General features: G+C 70.0%; 20 protein-coding genes. 4 read left to right on the top strand and 16 right to left on the bottom strand.

Annotation, left to right across the window (positions count from 1 at the left end):
* The first annotated feature begins 29 nt into the window (after nt 1-29).
* Complete coding sequence (locus KAK03_RS04245) at nt 30-881, top strand: segregation and condensation protein A (protein ID WP_210852238.1); 852 nt, start codon at nt 30-32, stop codon at nt 879-881.
* 29 nt (nt 882-910) lie between these two features.
* On the opposite strand, the gene KAK03_RS04240 is transcribed toward KAK03_RS04245, so the two are convergent.
* Both KAK03_RS04240 and KAK03_RS04235 read right to left on the bottom strand, forming a co-directional pair.
* A complete protein-coding gene (locus KAK03_RS04240; protein ID WP_210851939.1) occupies nt 911-1,648 on the bottom strand; it encodes a response regulator in 738 nt (245 codons plus the stop codon).
* Nucleotides 1,649-1,696: 48 nt separating this feature from the next.
* On the bottom strand, nt 1,697-2,317 hold the full coding sequence (locus KAK03_RS04235) for a nucleotide-binding protein (protein WP_210851938.1): 621 nt from the start codon (nt 2,315-2,317) through the stop codon (nt 1,697-1,699).
* A 111-nt stretch (nt 2,318-2,428) separates the two neighbouring features.
* Between KAK03_RS04235 and rocF the strand changes: the two genes are divergently transcribed.
* Nucleotides 2,429-3,343, top strand: a complete 915-nt coding sequence (rocF, locus tag KAK03_RS04230) for an arginase (protein ID WP_210851937.1) — start codon at nt 2,429-2,431, stop codon at nt 3,341-3,343.
* A gap of 6 nt (nt 3,344-3,349) precedes the next feature.
* Here the strand turns inward: rocF and KAK03_RS04225 are convergent, their stop codons facing one another.
* Nucleotides 3,350-3,751: a YkvA family protein gene (locus tag KAK03_RS04225; RefSeq protein ID WP_210851936.1), complete on the bottom strand. Its 402-nt coding sequence runs from the start codon at nt 3,749-3,751 to the stop codon at nt 3,350-3,352.
* Between the two features lie 223 nt (nt 3,752-3,974).
* Here KAK03_RS04225 and KAK03_RS04220 point away from each other — a divergent pair, with 223 nt between their 5' ends.
* Complete coding sequence (locus KAK03_RS04220; RefSeq protein WP_210851935.1) at nt 3,975-4,268, top strand: c-type cytochrome; 294 nt, start codon at nt 3,975-3,977, stop codon at nt 4,266-4,268.
* A 10-nt stretch (nt 4,269-4,278) separates the two neighbouring features.
* On the opposite strand, the gene KAK03_RS04215 is transcribed toward KAK03_RS04220, so the two are convergent.
* The 4 genes from KAK03_RS04215 to KAK03_RS04200 are packed head-to-tail and all read right to left on the bottom strand — an operon-like array spanning nt 4,279 to nt 7,326.
* Nucleotides 4,279-5,313 (bottom strand): S49 family peptidase, encoded by a 1,035-nt coding sequence (locus KAK03_RS04215; protein ID WP_210851934.1) that lies wholly within the window; start codon nt 5,311-5,313, stop codon nt 4,279-4,281.
* Nucleotides 5,310-5,717 carry a Rieske (2Fe-2S) protein gene (locus KAK03_RS04210; protein ID WP_210851933.1) on the bottom strand — a complete coding sequence of 136 codons (408 nt, stop codon included), beginning with the start codon at nt 5,715-5,717 and terminating at the stop codon, nt 5,310-5,312. Before KAK03_RS04210 ends, KAK03_RS04215 begins: the two co-directional genes overlap by 4 nt.
* Nucleotides 5,714-6,379, bottom strand: a complete 666-nt coding sequence (locus tag KAK03_RS04205; protein ID WP_210851932.1) for an HAD family hydrolase — start codon at nt 6,377-6,379, stop codon at nt 5,714-5,716. Before KAK03_RS04205 ends, KAK03_RS04210 begins: the two co-directional genes overlap by 4 nt.
* Nucleotides 6,376-7,326: an RluA family pseudouridine synthase gene (locus tag KAK03_RS04200; protein ID WP_210851931.1), complete on the bottom strand. Its 951-nt coding sequence runs from the start codon at nt 7,324-7,326 to the stop codon at nt 6,376-6,378. The genes KAK03_RS04205 and KAK03_RS04200 overlap by 4 nt, the downstream gene beginning before the upstream one ends.
* A gap of 697 nt (nt 7,327-8,023) precedes the next feature.
* Here KAK03_RS04200 and KAK03_RS04195 point away from each other — a divergent pair.
* Complete coding sequence (locus KAK03_RS04195) at nt 8,024-10,930, top strand: Rne/Rng family ribonuclease (protein ID WP_210851930.1); 2,907 nt, start codon at nt 8,024-8,026, stop codon at nt 10,928-10,930.
* 75 nt (nt 10,931-11,005) lie between these two features.
* Here the strand turns inward: KAK03_RS04195 and nagZ are convergent, their stop codons facing one another.
* The 9 genes from nagZ to lepA are packed head-to-tail and all read right to left on the bottom strand — an operon-like array spanning nt 11,006 to nt 18,874.
* Nucleotides 11,006-12,070, bottom strand: a complete 1,065-nt coding sequence (gene nagZ / locus KAK03_RS04190; RefSeq protein ID WP_210851929.1) for a beta-N-acetylhexosaminidase — start codon at nt 12,068-12,070, stop codon at nt 11,006-11,008.
* Nucleotides 12,067-12,474, bottom strand: coding sequence for a holo-ACP synthase (acpS, locus tag KAK03_RS04185; RefSeq protein ID WP_210851928.1), 408 nt, complete (start codon nt 12,472-12,474; stop codon nt 12,067-12,069). The genes nagZ and acpS overlap by 4 nt, the downstream gene beginning before the upstream one ends.
* Nucleotides 12,475-12,481: 7 nt before the next feature.
* Complete coding sequence (locus KAK03_RS04180) at nt 12,482-13,270, bottom strand: pyridoxine 5'-phosphate synthase (RefSeq protein WP_210851927.1); 789 nt, start codon at nt 13,268-13,270, stop codon at nt 12,482-12,484.
* Entirely contained in the window at nt 13,267-14,070 is an 804-nt protein-coding gene (gene recO / locus KAK03_RS04175) for a DNA repair protein RecO (protein ID WP_210851926.1), read from the bottom strand. Before recO ends, KAK03_RS04180 begins: the two co-directional genes overlap by 4 nt.
* Entirely contained in the window at nt 14,067-14,972 is a 906-nt protein-coding gene (gene era / locus KAK03_RS04170; RefSeq protein WP_210851925.1) for a GTPase Era, read from the bottom strand. Before era ends, recO begins: the two co-directional genes overlap by 4 nt.
* A gap of 5 nt (nt 14,973-14,977) precedes the next feature.
* On the bottom strand, nt 14,978-15,658 hold the full coding sequence (gene rnc / locus KAK03_RS04165) for a ribonuclease III (RefSeq protein ID WP_210851924.1): 681 nt from the start codon (nt 15,656-15,658) through the stop codon (nt 14,978-14,980).
* Nucleotides 15,659-15,687: 29 nt separating this feature from the next.
* Entirely contained in the window at nt 15,688-16,053 is a 366-nt protein-coding gene (locus KAK03_RS04160) for a DUF4845 domain-containing protein (RefSeq protein WP_210851923.1), read from the bottom strand.
* A 23-nt stretch (nt 16,054-16,076) separates the two neighbouring features.
* Nucleotides 16,077-17,045, bottom strand: a complete 969-nt coding sequence (lepB, locus tag KAK03_RS04155) for a signal peptidase I (RefSeq protein WP_210851922.1) — start codon at nt 17,043-17,045, stop codon at nt 16,077-16,079.
* Nucleotides 17,046-17,065: 20 nt separating this feature from the next.
* Nucleotides 17,066-18,874 (bottom strand): translation elongation factor 4, encoded by a 1,809-nt coding sequence (gene lepA, locus KAK03_RS04150; RefSeq protein WP_210851921.1) that lies wholly within the window; start codon nt 18,872-18,874, stop codon nt 17,066-17,068.
* Nucleotides 18,875-18,981: the final 107 nt, after the last annotated feature.

Genomic DNA, 18,981 nt, shown 5'->3' with positions numbered 1-18,981 from the left:
CCCGCCGGGCTGACACCGGCCCGGCCCCGCTGCGCGTGAACGACGACGTCCTGCCCCCCGCGCCGCCCGCGCCCGAGGCCGACACCCCGCAGGTGGTGGACGGCATCGCCGTGGCGCGCCTGTACGGCGAGCCGCTGTTCGCGCTGCCCACCGACCTCTACATCCCGCCCGATGCGTTGGAGGTCTTCCTCGAGGCCTTCGAGGGCCCGCTGGATCTGCTGCTCTACCTGATCCGCAAGCAGAACTTCAACATCCTCGACATCCCGATGGCGGATGTCACGCGCCAGTACCTGGCCTACGTCGAGCAGATCCGCCGCCACAACCTGGAGCTGGCGGCCGACTACCTGCTGATGGCGGCGATGCTCATCGAGATCAAGTCGCGCATGCTGCTGCCGCCCAAGAAGAGCGAGGACGGCCAGGAGGTGGAAGACCCGCGCGCCGAGCTGGTGCGCCGGCTGCTGGAGTACGAGCAGATGAAGCTCGCCGCGGCCCGCCTGGACGCCCTGCCCCAGCTGGGCCGCGATGTGCTGCGCGCCCAGGTGACGATCGAGCAGGCGATCACGCCGCGCTTTCCCGAGGTGGACGCCGACGACATCCGCGCCGCCTGGGCCGACATCATGAAGCGCGCCAAGCTGCACCAGCACCACAAGATCACCCGCGAGCAGCTCAGCGTGCGCGAGTACATGAGCGTGGTGCTGCGCCGCCTGCAGGGCGAGCGCTTCGTGGAATTCCGCGACCTGTTCGACGTGACCCGCGGACCGGCGGTGATGGTGGTCACCTTCATCGCCATGCTCGAGCTGGCGCGCGAGCGCCTGCTGGAGCTGACCCAGGCCGAGGCCTTCGCGCCGATCTATGTGCGGCTGAGCTACACGCCGCACTGATCCACACCGAGCGCGCGACGGGGCCGGCCTCACTCGGCCGCTTCGCCCTCGCCCGGCGGCGGCTCGCCGATGCGCAGCCGGCGCTTCGAGGCCCCCATGCGCGAGACCGCCAGCACCGCCTGGGTGCGCGAGGACACGCCCAGCGAGCGCAGCACCGCCTGCACATGGTCCTTGACCGTCTCGACCGACAGGCCCAGGCGGCGCGCGATGTCCTTGTTGGGCAGGCCCTGCAGCAGCAGGTGCAGCACGTCGGTCTGGCGCGGCGTGATGCCCAGGTCGTCGACCGACAGCTTGCCGGCATAGACCGCATCGGGCGCCGACACCGAACCCGGCCCGGACACCGCCATCAGGTCGGCCAGCGGCAGCGGCGGCACGAAGATGCCGCCCTCCATGACCAGCTTGAGCGCATCGGCCAGCGCCTCGGTGCTCATGCGCTTGGGCAGGTAGCCCATCGCCCCCAGGTCGATCGCGGCCAGCACATCGACCGCGCGGTCCGAGGCCGAGATCACCACCACTGGCAGCTGCGGGTAGCCGCTGCGCAGCGTGCTGAGCAGGTCAAAGCCCTGGGCGTCACCCAGTTGCAGGTCCAGCAGCACCAGGTCCTGCTCGCTGTCGGTCTGCAAGGCTTCGCGCAGCGCGGCGGCACTGGGCAGGGCGGTGACCTGGACGCCGGGCTGCATCTGCTCGATCATGGCCTTCAGCGCGGACAGGATCAGCGGATGGTCGTCGACCAGAAGAACTTTGGCGAGGCGAGCAGCGTGGACCATGACCCGATGCTAGCCGCAGCAACCCACCTGGCCCTGACGTGCGGCCCCCTATTGACGGGACAGCCAGTCGGTCAGCGGCGCCCACTGCGCGAGGTCGCGCTCGACCCGGCCCGGCGCCACATCCCACAGCGTCAGGCCGTGGGCGGCCAGGTGCACGTAGTTCTGGGTGTCGCGCAGCATCGCCACCATCGGCGCCTGCAGCGTGGCAGCGAATTCCTCCAGCCGTTCGCGGGCGATCGTGTGGTCCTTGACGCGCATGCCCACCAGCGCCACGTCGATGCGCTCGGCGCGCGGGTGCTCACGCAGTGACTGCATGAAGGCGTGCGTGGCCTGGATGTCGAACAGGCTGGGCTGCAGCGGCACCAGCAGGCGGTCCACGATGCGCAGCAGCGCGTCGAGCTTCTTGCCATGCAGCCCCGCCGGGGTGTCGATGACCGCATGCGTGGTGCCCTTGGGCGGGCGCACCAGGCCGCCCTCGCGCAGCTCCCAGCCGGCGATCGGAGGCAGCTGCGGCGGGCGCAGCGCGCGCCACTGGCAGGACGACTGCTGCCGGTCCAGGTCGCCCAGCATCACGGCATGGCCCTGACGGGCCAGCCAGCCGGCCAGGTTGGTGGCCAAGGTGCTCTTGCCCACCCCGCCCTTGGGGTTGGCCACGGCGATCACGGGCATCGCGCGCCTCCGTCTTGGTGTCGACCGGGCCATGGTAGCCGAAGGAATGTTCGGTCAGCCGGGGGAACGACCGAAGGATCGGCGGCGCGGGCGCGCGCACAATGCGGCCCCATGCACCCTCTTGTCTCCCTGATCGGCGCACCGACCGACATCGGTGCCGGCGCGCGTGGCGCCAGCATGGGCCCCGAGGCCCTGCGGGTGGCCAACATCGGCGCCATCCTGGAAAGCCATGGCGTGAACGTGGTCGACCGCGGCAACCTGTCCGGGCCGGCCAACCCCTGGCAGCCGCCGGTCGATGGCTACCGCCATCTGCCCGAGGTGGTGGCCTGGAACCGCCTGGTGCACGAGGCGGTGCATGCCGAGCTGGCGCTGGGCCGTCTGCCCATTCTGCTGGGCGGTGACCATTGCCTGGGCCTGGGTTCGATCAGCGCGGTGGCGCGGCACTGCCGGGAGGCCGGCAAAAAGCTGCGCGTGCTGTGGCTGGACGCCCATGCCGACTTCAACACCAACGAGCTCACACCCAGCGGCAACATCCACGGCATGCCGGTGGCCTGCCTGTGCGGCCACGGCCCGCGCGAGCTGATCGAGATCGGCGGCCAGGTGCCGGCGATCAACCCGAAGTGGATCCGCCAGATCGGCATCCGCAGCGTCGACCCGGGGGAGAAGAAGTTCGTGCACCAGGCGGGCCTGGAGGTGTTCGACATGCGCTACATCGACGAGATGGGCATGCGCCACACGATGGAGCTGGCGCTGGCCACGCTGGACGCCAACACCCACCTGCACGTCAGCTTCGACGTCGACTTCCTCGACCCCGAGATCGCGCCCGGTGTGGGCACCACCGTGCCCGGCGGCCCCACCTACCGGGAAGCGCAGCTGTGCATGGAGATGATCGCCGACACCGGTCGCCTGGGCAGCCTGGACGTGGTCGAGCTGAACCCGGCGCTGGACCTGCGCAACAAGACCGCCGAGCTGGCGGTGGACCTGATCGAGAGCCTGTTCGGCAAGAGCACGCTGATGCGCGCCTGAGGCGGCTCAGGCGCCCGTCCAGACGGTGCTGCCCAGCCACCAGACGAAGAGCATCAGCAGCAGCAGCCACACCGCGACGATCAGGAAGATGCCGCCGCGCAGCCTGGGCAGGACCTCGGCCTGGGTCTCGGCGGCGCGCAGGCAGTCCTGCCAGACCTCGCTGGGCGTCAGCCGCACGACCAGGGCCACGCCGGCCGGGATCAGCACCAGATCGTCCAGCTGGCCCAGCACCGGGATGAAGTCGGGAATCAGATCGATCGGGCTGACGGCGTAGGCCAGCACGGCCAGCGCCACCCAGCGGGCCAGGCGCGGCGTGCGCTGGTGGCGCGCCAGTTTCCACAGGGCGATCAGGTAGGTGGCCAGACGGGCCGCCTGGAAGCGGCGCAGCCAGCTGCGGGGTCGGCTCATGCCCCTATTGGAACCGATCAGGGGCCGCGGCGCGGCCGCGGGGACGCTGTCCCGATCTGGCGCGGCCGCGCCGCACTGGCACGCCCCGCGGGTCAGATCCCCGGGTGAACCCTGTGGCCGGTGCCGGTTGGCGCACGCGGAAACGGTTACGCGGTCAGGCTCACGCCTGGCACACGGCTTGCGCCAAGCGGCACCGCATTTGACACCCACCGAGGAGACCCCGATGACGAAGACCCTGCTGACCCTGGCGCTGTGCGCACCGCTGCTGGCCGCGGCCGCCGACGGTGCCACGGTCTACAACCAGAACTGCGCGATGTGCCACGTGCCCGGTCTGGCGAACGCGCCCAAGTTCGGCGACAAGGCCGCCTGGGCGCCGCGCCTGGAGGCCGGGCGCGAGGCCCTGCTGAACTCGGCCCTGAAGGGCAAGGGCGCGATGCCGCCCAAGGCCGGCAACCCCAAGCTGACCGACGAGGAAGTCGGCGCGGCGCTGGACCACCTGCTGGCCTCCGCGCGCTGAGCCGCCGGCGTCAGCGGATCGGCGCCAGCTGGCGCAGCGCCTTCACGGCGCCCTGGCCGATCGAGGCGCCGAACTGCTTGGCCAGGCGCTCGGCCACGTTCTCCTGCGGGGTGTAGTCGATCACGTGTTCGGCCTTGACCACCTCGCGGGCCACGAAGTCGAGGTTGCCGTAGGCGTCGGCCAGGCCCAGCTTGACCGCCTCCTCGCCGTTCCAGAACAGGCCCGAGAAGGTCTCGGGCGTTTCCTTCAGCCGGTCGCCGCGGCCTTCGCGCACCACCTGGATGAACTGCTCGTGGATCTGGCCGATCATGGCCTTGGCGTAGGCGGTCTGCTTGTCGTTCTGGGGCGAGAACGGGTCGAGCATGCCCTTGTTCTCGCCAGCGGTCAGCAGCCGGCGCTCGACGCCCAGCTTGTCCATCAGGCCGGTGAAGCCGAAGCCGTCCATCAGCACGCCGATCGAGCCCACCAGGCTGGCCTTGTCGACGTAGATCTCGTCGGCCGCCGCGGCGATGTAGTAGGCGCCCGAGGCGCACATCTCCTCGACCACCGCGTAGACCTTCTTCTTGTGCAGGGCCTTGAGGCGACGGATCTCGTCGTTGACGATGCCGGCCTGCACCGGGCTGCCGCCGGGCGAGTTGATGCGCAGCACCACCGCCTCGGAGCCGCTGTCCTCCATCGCCGACTTGATCGCGCCGACCAGGTTTTCGGCATTGGCCTCGGCGCCCACCGCGATCTCGCCACGCACCTCCACCAGCGCGGTGTGCGGTCCGGCGTTGGGGTGGCTCTTGGCGCCCGGCTGGGCGCTGAAGACGCTCCACACCAGGAACACGATCAGCGCCAGCCAGCCCAGGCGCAGCCCCACGTTCCAGCGGCGGGCCGAGCGGCGCTCGCGCAGCAGGTCGTCCTTGAATTCGCGCAGCAGCGGCTCCAGCGCCAGCGGCTGCACCGGCACGCTCGTCGGCCCGCTGGCGGGCGCAGGCTCGCTCGGCGCAGGGGGCGGCGGCGGGGCGGACGAGAAGGGGTTGAGATCGTCGGAGGGGTTCATGGCGGGGGCGCGGTGGAGGGCGTGGGCACGTCAAGCGTCACGGGCTCGACGTCGCGGGAAGGATACCAATACACCTGCGCCTCGACCTCGTCGACGCGCAGCGGAATCAGGCGTTTGCCGACACAGGGCCCGGCCACGCAGTGGCCGCTGGACGGTTCATAGACCGCGCCATGGATGGAGCAGACGATCCAGCGCCGCTCCAGGTCCAGGAACTCGCCCGGTTGCCAGTCCAGCTCCGCCGGCACATGGGCACAGCGGTTGACGTAGGCCACGATGCGGCCATCGAAGCGCAGCGCGAAGGCGCGCGCCGGCTGGCCCCACAGGCGCACGTCGAAGACATGGCCGCGGCCGCGCTCGACCAGCGCGTCGGCCGGGCACAGGGCGATGCGCTCCGGGCTGTTCATGCGTGGGCCAGCAGCCAATCGTGCAGTTCGCGCGTGCTGTGCGCGACGAAACGCGGGCCCAGGGGCTCGAAGGCGGCGTGGTCGTGGGCGCCGAAGCTCACGCCCACCGAGGCCGTGCCGGCATTGGCCGCCATCTGCAGATCGTGGGTGGTGTCGCCGATCATCAGCGTGCGCTCGGGCGCCACGCCGAACTCGGCCATCAGCTCTTCGAGCATGCGCGGGTGGGGCTTGGAGTGGGTCTCGTCGGCGGTGCGGCTGGCGTCGAACAGGCCCTTCAGTTCGGTGTGAGCCAGCGCCTCGTTCAGGCCCTGGCGGGTCTTGCCGGTGGCCACCGCCAGCCAGTGGTGGCGCTGGCGCAGCGCATGCAGCATCTCCAGCGTGCCGGCGAACAGGCTAATCTGGTGCTGGGCCGCGAAGTAGTGGTGGCGGTAGCGCTGGCCCAGTTCAGGGTAGCGGGCCTCGGGCAGGCCGGGCACGGCGTGCATCAGCGCATCGCGCAGGCCCAGGCCGATCACGTAGGAGGCGCGCTCGTCGTCGGGCACGGCCACGCCGATGTCGCGGCAGGCCTGCTGGATCGCCCGCACGATCAGCGCGGTGGAATCGAACAGCGTGCCGTCCCAGTCGAAGGCGATCAGGTCAAATTGGCGGGGTCTGTCGGTCATTCGGCGGGCGGGGGCAGTGCGTCCAGCAGTGTCGCGCATTCAGGTGGCAGCGGTGCCTCCAGGGTGATGCGCTGGCCGCTGGCCGGGTGGTCGAAGGACAGGCGGCGGGCGTGCAGGAACATGCGCTCGAACTTCAGGCCCGGCACCTGGCGGCCGGCGGCCAGCGCCTTGTTCAGCGCAAAGTCGCCGTACTTGTCGTCGCCGACGATCGGGTGGCCCTGGCTGGCCAGGTGCACCCGGATCTGGTGCGTGCGGCCGGTCTTGATCGTCACGTCCAGCAGCGTGAAGCCGCGGAAGGCGCGCACCACCTTGACCAGCGAGATCGAGCGCATCGCCTCGGGGTGGTCGGCCGGCACCGGGCGCACGCGGCGCTCGCCCTCGGGGGTCAGGAACTTGTGCAGCGCGACGTCGATGACCTTCTTGCTGGCCGGCCAGGCGCCCACCACCAGCGCGGCGTAGGTCTTGCCGGTCTCGCGCTGGCGGAACTGGTCCTGCAGCGCGGTCAGCGCACTGCGCTTCTTGGCCAGCAGCAGCGCGCCCGAGGTCTCGCGGTCCAGCCGGTGCACCAGTTCCAGGAACTTCGCCTGCGGCCGCGCGCGGCGCAACTGCTCGATGACCCCGAAGCTGACGCCGCTGCCGCCATGCACCGCGGTGCCGGCGGGCTTGTCGACCACCAGCAGCGCGTCGTCCTCGAACAGCAGCGGGAATTCGCGCGGCGGGGCAGCGTCCGGCTCGGCGCTGCGCGCCGGCAGGCGCACCGGGGGCACGCGCACCACGTCGCCCAACTGCAGCCGGGTGTCGGCGGCGGCGCGGCCCTTGTTCACCCGCACCTCGCCGGCGCGGATGATGCGGTAGACGTGCGTCTTGGGCACACCCTTGAGTTCGCGCAGCAGGAAGTTGTCCAGGCGCTGGCCGTCGGAGCCGTCATCGACGGTCACCAGGCGCACCGCCGGGGCCGGATCGGACGTGGCCGCAGCCGGGGTTTTCCCCTTTATAATGGTCGGAACCACGATTGAGCCGTAAGTGCTTGATTTATCAGAGTTTACCCGGGCATGAGCGGGCTTATCGTGGTGGGGCACATCCTTGGGGTGTGCCCAACAGGTGATGCAACGCCTGAGCGCGTGCCGGAATGAGCGTCCCGAAGCGACCCTCGGCCGGTGCCAATCAGGCGGCAGAGAAACATCGGACGTGCCGCCCTGCCCTCCTGAAGACGGCAGGGAAGTCCAACAAGGTTTTCACGGGCACGCGGCCCCTGCGGCGTTCACGCCTCAGGGATCACGGACCCGGCAAGCGCGCTCCGGCGCCCCCCAACGCATGTCGCCAGACACCTCCCTCGCAACGCTGATCCACGGCCCCGGCACATTGCCGGCGCGGCCCGGCGGCGCGGTGGCCGGATCGGCGCGGCTGCACCGGCGGCGGCGTCAGACACACTTGCACGCGCCAACGCCGTGACGGCCGGCCGCCTACCCGGCGGCACGGCACCCACCACGGTCCAGGGCGATTCCTTCCCACGGCGCGTCGGCGTTCCTCGTGCATCGATGGAGGCTTGACCGGGCGCCGCCAGCGGCACCCGGTGCGGCCTCGCGCGCAGTGCGCGCCGCTGATGCCCGTTGAATCGGGCCGGTGGCGCGGGAAGGAGTGCACATGAAACGCATGCTGATCAACGCCACGCAGCCGGAAGAGCGGCGCCTGGCGATCGTCGACGGCCAGAAGCTGCTCGACTTTGAAACCGAGATCGAAGGGCGCGAGCAGCGCAAGGGCAACATCTACAAGGCCGTCGTCACCCGCGTCGAGCCCAGCCTGGAAGCCTGCTTTGTCGACTACGGCGAAGACCGCCACGGCTTCCTGCCGTTCAAGGAAATCTCCAAGCAGTACTTCAAGGAAGGCGCCAGCGTCCGCGACGCGCGCATCCAGGACGTCATCTCCAATGGCCAGGAACTGCTGGTCCAGGTCGAGAAGGAAGAGCGCGGCAACAAGGGCGCGGCGCTGACCACCTTCGTCAGCCTGGCCGGCCGCTACCTGGTGCTGATGCCCAACAACCCGCGCGGCGGTGGCGTCAGCCGCCGCATCGAGGGCGAGCAGCGCGAGGAGCTGAAGGAGAACCTCGACCAGCTCGACTACCCCAAGGGCATGAGCCTGATCGCCCGCACCGCCGGCATCGGCCGCTCGGCCGCCGAGCTGCAGTGGGACCTGAACTACATGCTCAAGCTCTGGGACGCCATCGACGGCGCCTCCAAGGCGGGCAAGGGCGCCTTCCTGATCTACCAGGAGAGCTCGCTGGTCATCCGCGCGATCCGCGACTACTTCTCGGCCGACATCGGCGAGATCCTGATCGACACCGACGACATCTACGATCAGGCCCAGCAGTTCATGAACCACGTGATGCCGGAGTCGGCGCATCGCGTGAAGCGCTACCGCGACGACGCCCCGCTGTTCAGCCGCTTCCAGATCGAGCACCAGATCGAGACGGCCTTCAGCCGCACGGTGAACCTGCCCTCGGGCGGCGCCATCGTCATCGACCACACCGAGGCCCTGGTGGCCGTGGACGTCAACTCTGCGCGCGCCACCCGGGGCGGCGACATCGAGGAAACCGCCACCCGCACCAACCTGGAAGCGGCCGATGAAATCGCCCGCCAGTGCCGCCTGCGCGACCTGGGCGGCCTGATCGTCGTCGACTTCATCGACATGGAGGAGAGCAAGAACCGTCGTGACGTGGAACAGCGCCTGCGCGACGCGCTGCGCCAGGACCGCGCCCGCGTGCAGTTCAGCTCGATTTCCAAGTTCGGCCTGCTCGAACTCAGCCGCCAGCGCCTGCGCCCGGCCTTGAGCGAAGGCAGCCACATCACCTGCCCGCGCTGCAACGGCACCGGCCACATCCGCGACACCGAGTCGTCCGCGCTGCAGATCCTGCGCATCATCCAGGAAGAGGCGATGAAGGAGAACACCGCCGCCGTGCACGTGCAGGTGCCGGTGGAGGTCACGTCCTTCCTGCTCAACGAGAAGCGCACCGAGATCACCAAGATCGAGCTGAAGCAGCGCACCACCGTGCTGCTGGTGCCCAACAAGCACCTCGAGACGCCGAACTACAAGCTCGAGCGCCTGCGCCACGACGACCCGCGCCTGGAGAACCTGCAGGCCAGCTACACGATGATCGAGGAGCCGGACGAGGAGGTCGCGATCTCCCGCCGCGAGAAGGCCAAGGCCAAGCAGGAGCCGGTGATCAAGGGCGTGCTGCCCGACCAGCCGGCCCCGATCGCGCCGCCGCCCGCCCCCACCCCCGAACCGGTGGCCGCCGTGGCCCCGCCGGTGGCCGCCCCGGCGCCGGCCCCCGCGCCCGCGCCGGCCAGCGGTGGCTTCTTCGGCTGGCTCAAGAAGCTCTTTGGTGGCGATGCCCCCGCGCCCGCGGCTGCCCCGGCAGCACCCGCGCCGGCACCGGCTGCCGATGCGACGGCCCGCAGCGGCGAACGCTCGGGTGAGCGCGGCAGCAGCAGCCGTGGCAGCCGTGGCTCGCGCGACAGCGGCCGTGGCGGCAAGGACGCGCCGCGCGGTGGCCGTGACAGCCAGCGCAGCAGCAGCGGTGGCAAGGACAACGCACCGCGCGGTGACCGTGGTCCGCGGGATGCTCAACGGGATGGCCAACGGGACGGCCCACGTGATGGCCAACGCGACGCTGGCCGCGATGGCGGCCGTGAAGGCAGCCGCGACAGCGGCCGCCGCACGCCGGCCCCGGCCCGCACCGAGGAGTTCGAAAGCACCCAGCCGCTGGCCGAGACCGGCAGCCCGCGCCGCACACCGCGTCCGCCGCGTGAGGTGACCGCCCCGACCGAGGCCACCGAGGCCCAGGCGCTGGTGGGCACGGAGGCGACGGCCGCCATCGGCGATGCGCCGGCCGACGCCGGCGCCGGCGACAGCGGTGAAGGTCGCCGCCGCCGCCGCCGCCGTGGTGGCCGTGGCCGCGAGGACGGCAGCCGTGACGACGCCCGCGACGAGGGCAACGAGGCCACGTCGGAGACCGACGCCGGTGATGCTCCGGCCGAGACGGCCGCTGACGCCGCCGAGACCGTCGCCACCGAGACCCCGGCCGACCGCAGTGCCGAAGCGGGCGACAGCCGTGACGGCAGCCGCCGTCGCCGTGGCAGCCGCGGTGGCGAACGCCGTGACGCTGACGCCACCGAGTCCGCCGACGCCCCCAGCGCCGAGCCGGTGTCGGCCGACAGCCGCGAGCTGCCGACCCCGGCCCCGCTGGCCGACGCCACCCCGCCGGCCGCGCCCAGCGTGGTCCAGCCCGCCCGTGTCGAGCCCTATGTGCTGGCGATGGACGAGCTGCAGCGCGTGGCCGAGGCCGCCGGCCTGGCCTGGGTGAACTCCGACGCCGACAAGGTCGCCGCGGTGCAGGCGGCCATCGCCGCCGAGCCGCGCCCGGTGCACGTGCCGCGCGAGCGGCCGCCGCTGGTGGTGGTCGACGAGGGCCCGCTGATCCTGGTCGAGACCCGCAAGGACCTGTCGCAGGTGTCCCTGCCCTTCGACCGCGAGGCGCAGACCACCGCCTGACGGCCGGCAGCGCCGCCATGAACAAGGGCCACCCTCGGGTGGCCCTTGTGCTTGCGGGCCGTGCCGAGCAGCGCCTCAGCTGCCCAGGCGCTCCAGCGCGCGCAGGTAGGGCGCGTGGTGCATCAGCTCGTCCCAGGGCAGCGGATCGGTCTGCGGCAGCAGGGCCACGCGTCGGCGCTCGCTGTGCGGGTTGGCGGCCCAGCGGCCGCGCGCCAGGGCTTCGCCCAGGCCGTCGAGCAGTTCGTCCAGCGGCCGACCGCCGTCCACCGCCGACTGGTTGCACAGCAGCACCAGGTCGCAACCGGCCTCCAGCGCCGCCAGCGCGGCGTCGGTGGCGCTGACCGCCCGGCCCTCGATGAAGCGAGCGCCCTCCATGCTGAGGTCGTCACTGAAGACGGCGCCGGTGAAACCCAGCTGGCCGCGCAGGATGTCCTGCAGCCAGACGCTGGAGAAACCGGCGGGCCGCTTGTCCACCCGGGGATAGACCACATGCGCCGGCATCACCGCGGTGAGCGAGCTGCTCATCCAGGCGTAGGGCTGGGCGTCGTCCGTGAGGATGGCCTTGCGCGAGCGCTTGTCCACCGGCACTGCCAGATGGCTGTCGGCGGCCACGAAACCGTGGCCGGGAAAGTGCTTGCCGCAGTGCGCCATGCCGGCCTGGGCCAGGCCCAGCGCCAGGCTCTTGGCCAGCATCGTGACCACCCGCGCGTCGCGGTGGAAGGCGCGGTCGCCGATCACGCTGCTCTCGCCATGGTCCAGGTCCAGCACCGGCGTGAAGCTGAAATCCACACCGCAGGCGCGCAGCTCGCTGGCCAGCACATAGCCGGCGGCGGTGGCCGCATCGGTGGCGGCCATCGGGTCGCGCATCCACCATTGGCCAAAGTGGCGCATCGGCGGCAGGTGGGTGAAGCCGTCGGTGCGAAAGCGCTGCACGCGGCCACCTTCATGGTCTACGCACACCAGCAGGTCGGGCCGGATGGCCTTGCACTCGGCCACCAGCCGCGTCAGCTGGGCGCGGTTCGTCCAGTGGCGGCCGAACAGGATCATGCCGCCGGTCATCGGGTGGGCCAGGCGACGGCGATCGGCGGCGCTCAGCTCGGGGCCGGCGATGTCGAGGATGACAGGGGCGTGGAGGCTCATGGCGTGACGGCAAGGGTGTCGACGACGACGAAGCTGACCGTGTAGTCGCTCTCGTCGCTGAGGGTGACATGCGCCTGCAGCTGGCGCTCGGCGAACCAGTGGGCCAGCTCGCCGTGCAGGCGAACGAAGGGCTGGCCGCTGGGGTGATTGAGGATCTCGCAGGCGCGCCAGGTCATCGGCATGCGCATGCCCAGGCCGATCGCCTTGGAGAAGGACTCCTTGGCCGAGAAGCGGCTGCCCAGGTAGGCCAGCCCGCGCGAGGCCTCGCGCGCGCGGCGGTGCTGGAACACCAGCCACTCGGTGGGGCCCAGCGTCTTCTGGGCGAAGCGGTCGCCCTTGCGTTCCAGCACGCGGGCGATGCGGCGCAGGTCGCAGATGTCGGTGCCGATGCCGTAGACCGCCATGGCCCCCTCAGCGCCCGTGGGCCCCTGGTGCGTGGGCCTCGCGGATCACCCGCTGGTAGTCGCGGATGGTGGCGCCATAGCCCAGCTCCAGCGCGTCGGCGATCAGCGCATGGCCGATCGAGACCTCCTGCACGCCAGGCACGTCGCGCAGGAAGGCGCCCAGGTTGTCGCGGTTGAGGTCGTGGCCGGCGTTGACCCCCAGGCCGGCGGCCAGAGCCGCCTGCGCGGCGGCCGCGAACTGCGCGCGCACGGCGGCCTCCTGCGGCGTGCCGCAGGCGCTGGCGTAGCTCTCGGTGTAGAGCTCCACCCGGTCGGCACCCACCGCGCGGGCATGGGCCATGGCCTCGGGCAGCGGGTCCATGAACAGGCTGACGCGCACCCCCAGCGCATGGCACTCGTCGATCAGCGGGCGCAGGGTGTCGGCATCGGCCGGCAGGTTCCAGCCGTGGTCGGAGGTGAACTGGCCGACGCTGTCGGGCACGAAAGTGGCCTGGTGCGGGCGCACGCTGCGGATGAAATCCATCAGGTTGTGCAGCGGGTTGCCCTCGATGTTGTACTCGATGTGCGGCCAGTCGCGGCGCAGCAGCGCAGCCAGCTCGTGCACGTCGCTGCCGCGGATGTGACGCTCGTCGGGCCGCGGGTGGACAGTGATGCCGTCGGCACCGGCCTGCAGGACCTGCTCGGCCGCGCGCAACACACTGGGAATGCCCAGGTGGCGGGTGTTGCGCAGCAGCGCGACCTTGTTCAGGTTGACCGACAGCGCGGTGCCGGCATCCGGGGCGACAAGAGGGTTCATGGCACGGAGTCTTCGGGGGCGTCGGCCGGTGCGTCGGGCCGCTCCACGAGTTGTTGGGAGGCCAGCATCACCTCGCGGGTGCGCAGCCGGGCCGAGCCCAGATGGTAGTGCAGCCACTGGCGCAGGGTCAGCTTGAGGGCCGGCAAGGCCTCGGCCGCCGCGGCCTGCAGCGCGGGCAAGTCGCCCTGGTCCAGCGCCTGCTGCATCGCCAGCAGCGTGGCGCCGCGGATCGGCGCGTCGCCATGGGCGTAGGGCAGCACGCCCAGCTCGGGCCGCAGCATGTACAGCGCTGCCTCGTCGAGCCGCTGGTCGCGGGTGCCGGTGCGGTCGAGCTGCGGCAGCAGGCCCAGCTCGCGCAGCAGCACCACCTCGAAGGCGCGCAGCGCGGCCGGGGTCAGCGTGGGGTCGGCCAGCGACAGCGCGGGCAAGGTGTGGGCATAGGCGTCGAAGAGCACCGGGTGGGCGTCGCCCCGCGGCAGCAGCTTGATCAGCAGCTCATTGAGGTAGAAGCCGCTGAACAGGGCCGCGCCCTGCAGCATCGGCGCGCCACCGGCCCACTCGGCGCTGCGCAGCGTGAAGATGTCCACCGGCTCGTCGCCCTTGGGCTGGCTCAGCAGCGCCATCAGGCGCTGGAAGGGCAGCAGCACCGGCCGCAGCTGCGAATACGGTCGCTTGGCGCCCTTGGCGGCCACCGTGACGCGTCCACGCTCGCGCGTGAACAGGTCCAGGATCAGGCTGGTTTCGCTCCAGTCGTAGCGGTGCAGCACGAAGGCCGGCGTGGGCGCCGAGCGCGGCTTCATTCGTAGCCGTAGGAGCGCAGGTGTTCCTCGCTGTCGGCCCAGCCAGAGCGCACCTTGACCCACAGCTCCAGGAAGACATGCGCCTCCATCAGGTGCTCCATCTCCTGGCGCGCCTCCGAGCCGATGCGCTTTAGGCGTTCCCCTCCGGCGCCAATGATCATGCCCTTGTGGGCGTCGCGCTCGACGATGATGCTGGCGCCGATGCGGCGCTTGGCTCCGCCCTCTTCCTCCAGCCACTGGTCGATGACCACGGTGGAGGTGTAGGGCAGCTCGTCGCCGGTCAGGCGGAAGAGCTTCTCGCGGATGATCTCGCTGGCGAGGAACTTCTCGCTGCGGTCGGTCAGCATGTCCTCGTCGTAGTACCAGTCCTGCTCGGGCAGGTAGGGCTCGAGGATGCCGAAGAGGCGGTCGACATCGGCCTTCTTCTGCGCCGACATCGGCACGAACTCGGCAAACGCATGGCGCTCCTGCATGCTCTTGAGCCAGGGCAGCAGGTCGGCACGGCGCTTGACCTCGTCGAGCTTGTTGGCCAGCAGCACGCAGGGCTTGCCCTCGGGCACCAGCGACAGCACCTTGGCGTCGTCCATGCCGAAGCGGCCGGCCTCGACCAGGAACAGCACCACGTCCACATCGGCCAGCGTCGACTGCACCGTGCGGTTGAGGGTGCGGTTCAGCGCCGTGGCGTGCTTCATCTGGAAGCCGGGCGTGTCGACGAAGACGAACTGCGCCGCGCCCACGGTGCGCACACCGGTGATGCGGTGGCGGGTTGTCTGCGCCTTCTTGGAGGTGATGCTGATCTTCTGGCCGACCAGCGCATTCATCAGCGTGGACTTGCCCACATTGGGCCGGCCGATGATGGCGATCAGACCGCAGCGCTGCGCGGGATCGGGGTGGTCGGACATGGGCTTCAGCCTTGGGCGAGCAGCAGCTCGAGCATCTGGCGCGCCGCTTCCTGCTCGGCAGCGCGGCGCGAGCGGCCCTCGCCCACCGCATGCCGGCCCAGCGCCGGCACCCGGCACTCGACCTCGAAGATCTGGGCATGGGCCTGGCCGCGGGTGGCGGTGATGTGGTATTCGGGCACGGGGTGGCGGCGGGCCTGCAGCCATTCCTGCAGTTCGGTCTTGGCGTCCTTGCGCCAGGCGTCGACGCTGGTGCCCAGGATCAGCTCGCCGAACAGCGCGGCCACCAGGGCGCGGGCGGCGTCGAAGCCGCCATCCAGGTAGACCGCACCGATCACCGCTTCGGCGGCGTCGGCCAGGATCGACGGTCGCTGGGCGCCGCCGCCGCGAGCCTCGCCCTCGGACAGGCGCAGCACCTGTGGCAGGCCCAGCTGCAGCGCGGCGCGGTGCAGGCTGTCCTCGCGCACCAGGTGGGCACGCACGCGGGTGAGGTCGCCCTCGGCCGATTCACCGAAGCGCTCGAACAGCAGGTGCGAGACGGTGAGGTTCAGCACCGCGTCGCCCAGGAACTCCAGGCGCTCGTTGTGGCCACTGCCGAAGCTGCGGTGGGTCAGTGCACGCTGCAGCAGCGCCGGGTCCCGGAACCGGTAGTCCAGCCGTTGCTGCAGCAGCTCGAGGGGCGTGTCCATGCCGGGTTCGCGCGGGCGGGTGGGGCCGCTCACTTCGTGTGGCTGCCCTTGTACTTGATCAGCAGGAAGACCGGCTCGATCACCGGCACCTCGCGCTCATAGGCGTAGCTGACGTTGGTCTTGTCGCCCTGCTGGCTGACCTCGAGGTCAGAGCCCGAGATCGAGGAGATCGAGTACTCGATGTCCTTCTGGCGATCAAAGGCGGTGCGGATCGCCGGCACCGAGCCCGGGTTCTCGTCGAGCACCTTCTTGACCGCCTTTTCGATCGTCAGGTATTCGTTGATCGTCGGCAGCACGCGCACCGCCACCAGGCCGATGAAGGCGATCAGGATTGCCAGGAACAGCATCCCGAACAGGCCCATGCCAAGTTGTCCGCAACGGCGGGAATGTCGCATCGTGTCGTGCTCCTGCAGTGAGCTCAGCGGAAGGCGCCGATGCGCCCCAGGCTGGAGAAGTTCATCCAGACGAAGAAGGCACGGCCGACGATGTTCTCGTCGGGCACGAAGCCCCAGTAGCGCGAATCCTCGGAGTTGTCCCGGTTGTCGCCCATCATGAAGTAGTGGCCCGGCGGCACCTTGCAGACGAAGCCCTCGGGACTGTAGCGGCACTGGTCCTTGCCTGGGAAGTCGCGCACCTGCATCGGGTTGAAGGGCAGCACCTGCTTGAAGCGCTGGATGCGGTGCTCGACGTCGCCCAGCTTTTCGCTGAAGCGCGCCATGTAGCGCATCGATTCGTCGTCGTAGGCGTCGGGCTGCGCGGCGCTGGGCACCGGCTGGCCGTTGATCCGCAGCTCGGCGTTCAGGTAGGAGACCTCGTCGCCCGGAACGCCCACCACGCGCTTGATGAAGTCGATGCGCGTGTCCACCGGGTAGCGGAACACCATCACGTCGCCGCGCTGCGGCTCGTGGTTGGCGATGATCTTCTTGTTGATCACCGGCAGGCGCACGCCGTAGTGGAACTTGTTCACCAGGATCAGGTCGCCCACCACCAGCGTGGGAATCATCGAGCCCGAGGGGATCTTGAAGGGCTCGAAGAGGAACGAGCGCAGCACGAAGACCACCAGGATCACCGGGAACAGCCCGGCGGTCCAGTCCAGCCACCAGGGCTGGGCCAGCAGCTTGGCGCGGGCCTCGTCGAGGTTGCCGTCGACCTTGTCGATGCCCAGCCGGGCCAGCTCGGCCCGGCGGGCGCTGTCCTGGCTCTCGAGTTGCTGCACCGCGGCTTCACGCGCCGGCTTGAAGCGCAGCCGCTCGGCCAGCCAGTAGACGAAGGTGACCGCGGTCAGCACGAACAGCAGCAGGGCGAAGTTGCCGTGCCAGGCATCGAGGTACCAGCCCGCCAGGTAGGCGGCCAGCAGGGCGAACAGCGCAGCGGTGAGTTGGCTCATGAAGGGCAGTGTCGGGGTGGTCAGTCGTCCACCTGGAGGATCGCGAGAAAGGCTTCCTGGGGCACCTCGACCGAGCCGATCTGCTTCATCCGCTTCTTGCCGGCCTTCTGCTTCTCGAGGAGCTTGCGCTTGCGGGTGATGTCACCGCCGTAGCATTTTGCCAGCACGTTCTTGCGCAGGGCCTTGATGTTCTCGCGGGCGATGATGTTGGCGCCGATGGCGGCCTGGATGGCCACGTCGTACATCTGGCGCGGGATCTGCTCGCGCATCTTGGCCGCCACCGCGCGGCCGCGGTACTGGCTCTGGCTGCGGTGGACGATCATGGCCAGCGGGTCGACCTTGTCGCCGTTGATCAGGATGTCCACCTTGACCACGTCGGCCGAGCGGTACTCCTTGAACTCGTAGTCCATGCTGGCGTAGCCGCGGCTGGCCGACTTGAGCTTGTCGAAGAAGTCCAGCACGATCTCGGCCAGCGGCAGCTCATAGGTCAGCATGACCTGCTTGCCGTGGTAGGCCATGTTGAGCTGCACGCCACGCTTCTGGTTGCACAGCGTCATCACCACGCCCACGTAGTCCTGCGGCATGTACAGGTGGACGGTGACGATGGGCTCGCGGATCTCGCGGATGCGGCCCTGGTCGGGCATCTTGCTGGGGTTCTCGACCTGCAGCACGGTGCCGTCGTTCAGCTCGACCTCGTAGACCACGCTGGGCGCGGTGGTGACCAGATCCTGGTCGAACTCGCGCTCCAGGCGTTCCTGCACGATCTCCATGTGCAGCAGGCCCAGGAAGCCGCAGCGGAAGCCAAAGCCCAGCGCCTGCGAGACCTCGGGCTCGAAGCGCAGCGAGCTGTCGTTGAGCTTGAGCTTTTCCAGCGCGTCGCGCAGCTGATCGTACTCGGAGGCCTCGGTGGGGTAGAGGCCGGCAAAGACCTGCGGCTGGATTTCCTTGAAGCCGGGCAGCGCCTCGCTGGCGGGACCGGCGTTGTTGGGCAGCTTCTTCTCGATGGTGACAGTGTCACCCACCTTGGCCGCCGCCAGTTCCTTGATGCCGCAGATGAGGAAGCCCACCTCGCCGGCCTTCAGCAGCTCGCGGTTCTCGCTCTTGGGCGTGAAGACGCCCAGGTGCTCGATGCCGTAGACCGAATTGGTCGCCATCAGCCGGATGCGCTCGCCACGCGCCAGTTGGCCGTCGACCACCCGCACCAGCATCACCACGCCGACGTAGTTGTCGAACCAGGCGTCGATGATCATCGCCCGTGGTGCGCCGTCGGGGTTGCCGCGCGGCGCCGGCATGCGGGCGATCACCGCCTCGAGGATCTCGTCGATGCCCATGCCGGTCTTGGCCGAGCAGGGAATGGCGTCGGTGGCATCGATGCCGATGACGTCCTCGATCTCGGACTTGGCGTTCTCGGGGTCGGCCGAGGGCAGGTCCATCTTGTTGAGCACCGGCACCACCTCGACGCCCAGATCGAGCGCGGTGTAGCAGTTGGCCACGGTCTGCGCTTCCACGCCCTGCGAGGCGTCGACCACCAGCAGCGCGCCCTCGCAGGCCGACAGCGAGCGGCTCACCTCGTACGAGAAGTCGACGTGGCCCGGGGTGTCGATCAGGTTGAGGTTGTAGACCTGACCGTCGCGCGCGGTGTAGTGCAGCGCAGCGGTCTGCGCCTTGATCGTGATGCCGCGCTCGCGCTCGATGTCCATCGAGTCGAGCACCTGGGCCTCCATCTCGCGATCGGACAGCCCGCCGCAGCGCTGGATGATGCGGTCGGCCAGCGTGCTCTTGCCGTGGTCGATGTGGGCAATGATCGAGAAATTGCGGATGTGGTCCATGGGGAGATCTGGGCGCCTGGAGCGGTCACCGCCGGGGTGGTGACGCGGGTCCGTCGGAGGCGTCGGACGCCCCGTCTGGCGGGCGTCCGGTAGGAGCTAAAAAAAAG

This window comes from Ideonella alba (genome assembly GCF_018069845.1).
GTDB lineage: Bacteria > Pseudomonadota > Gammaproteobacteria > Burkholderiales > Burkholderiaceae_C > Ideonella > Ideonella alba.
This window is presented reverse-complemented; position numbering and strand designations above follow the sequence as displayed.

Excerpts from the sequence above, each read along its gene's own strand:
- KAK03_RS04240 (WP_210851939.1), bottom strand. The coding sequence starts at position 1,648 with ATGGTCCACGCTGCTCGCCTCGCCAAAGTTCTTCTGGTCGACGACCAT.
- KAK03_RS04235 (WP_210851938.1), bottom strand. The coding sequence starts at position 2,317 with ATGCCCGTGATCGCCGTGGCCAACCCCAAGGGCGGGGTGGGCAAGAGC.
- rocF (WP_210851937.1), top strand. The coding sequence starts at position 2,429 with ATGCACCCTCTTGTCTCCCTGATCGGCGCACCGACCGACATCGGTGCC.
- KAK03_RS04225 (WP_210851936.1), bottom strand. The coding sequence starts at position 3,751 with ATGAGCCGACCCCGCAGCTGGCTGCGCCGCTTCCAGGCGGCCCGTCTG.
- KAK03_RS04220 (WP_210851935.1), top strand. The coding sequence starts at position 3,975 with ATGACGAAGACCCTGCTGACCCTGGCGCTGTGCGCACCGCTGCTGGCC.
- KAK03_RS04215 (WP_210851934.1), bottom strand. The coding sequence starts at position 5,313 with ATGAACCCCTCCGACGATCTCAACCCCTTCTCGTCCGCCCCGCCGCCG.
- KAK03_RS04210 (WP_210851933.1), bottom strand. The coding sequence starts at position 5,717 with ATGAACAGCCCGGAGCGCATCGCCCTGTGCCCGGCCGACGCGCTGGTC.
- KAK03_RS04205 (WP_210851932.1), bottom strand. The coding sequence starts at position 6,379 with ATGACCGACAGACCCCGCCAATTTGACCTGATCGCCTTCGACTGGGAC.
- KAK03_RS04195 (WP_210851930.1), top strand. The coding sequence starts at position 8,024 with ATGAAACGCATGCTGATCAACGCCACGCAGCCGGAAGAGCGGCGCCTG.
- nagZ (WP_210851929.1), bottom strand. The coding sequence starts at position 12,070 with ATGAGCCTCCACGCCCCTGTCATCCTCGACATCGCCGGCCCCGAGCTG.
- acpS (WP_210851928.1), bottom strand. The coding sequence starts at position 12,474 with ATGGCGGTCTACGGCATCGGCACCGACATCTGCGACCTGCGCCGCATC.
- KAK03_RS04180 (WP_210851927.1), bottom strand. The coding sequence starts at position 13,270 with ATGAACCCTCTTGTCGCCCCGGATGCCGGCACCGCGCTGTCGGTCAAC.
- recO (WP_210851926.1), bottom strand. The coding sequence starts at position 14,070 with ATGAAGCCGCGCTCGGCGCCCACGCCGGCCTTCGTGCTGCACCGCTAC.
- era (WP_210851925.1), bottom strand. The coding sequence starts at position 14,972 with ATGTCCGACCACCCCGATCCCGCGCAGCGCTGCGGTCTGATCGCCATC.
- rnc (WP_210851924.1), bottom strand. The coding sequence starts at position 15,658 with ATGGACACGCCCCTCGAGCTGCTGCAGCAACGGCTGGACTACCGGTTC.
- KAK03_RS04160 (WP_210851923.1), bottom strand. The coding sequence starts at position 16,053 with ATGCGACATTCCCGCCGTTGCGGACAACTTGGCATGGGCCTGTTCGGG.
- lepB (WP_210851922.1), bottom strand. The coding sequence starts at position 17,045 with ATGAGCCAACTCACCGCTGCGCTGTTCGCCCTGCTGGCCGCCTACCTG.
- lepA (WP_210851921.1), bottom strand. The coding sequence starts at position 18,874 with ATGGACCACATCCGCAATTTCTCGATCATTGCCCACATCGACCACGGC.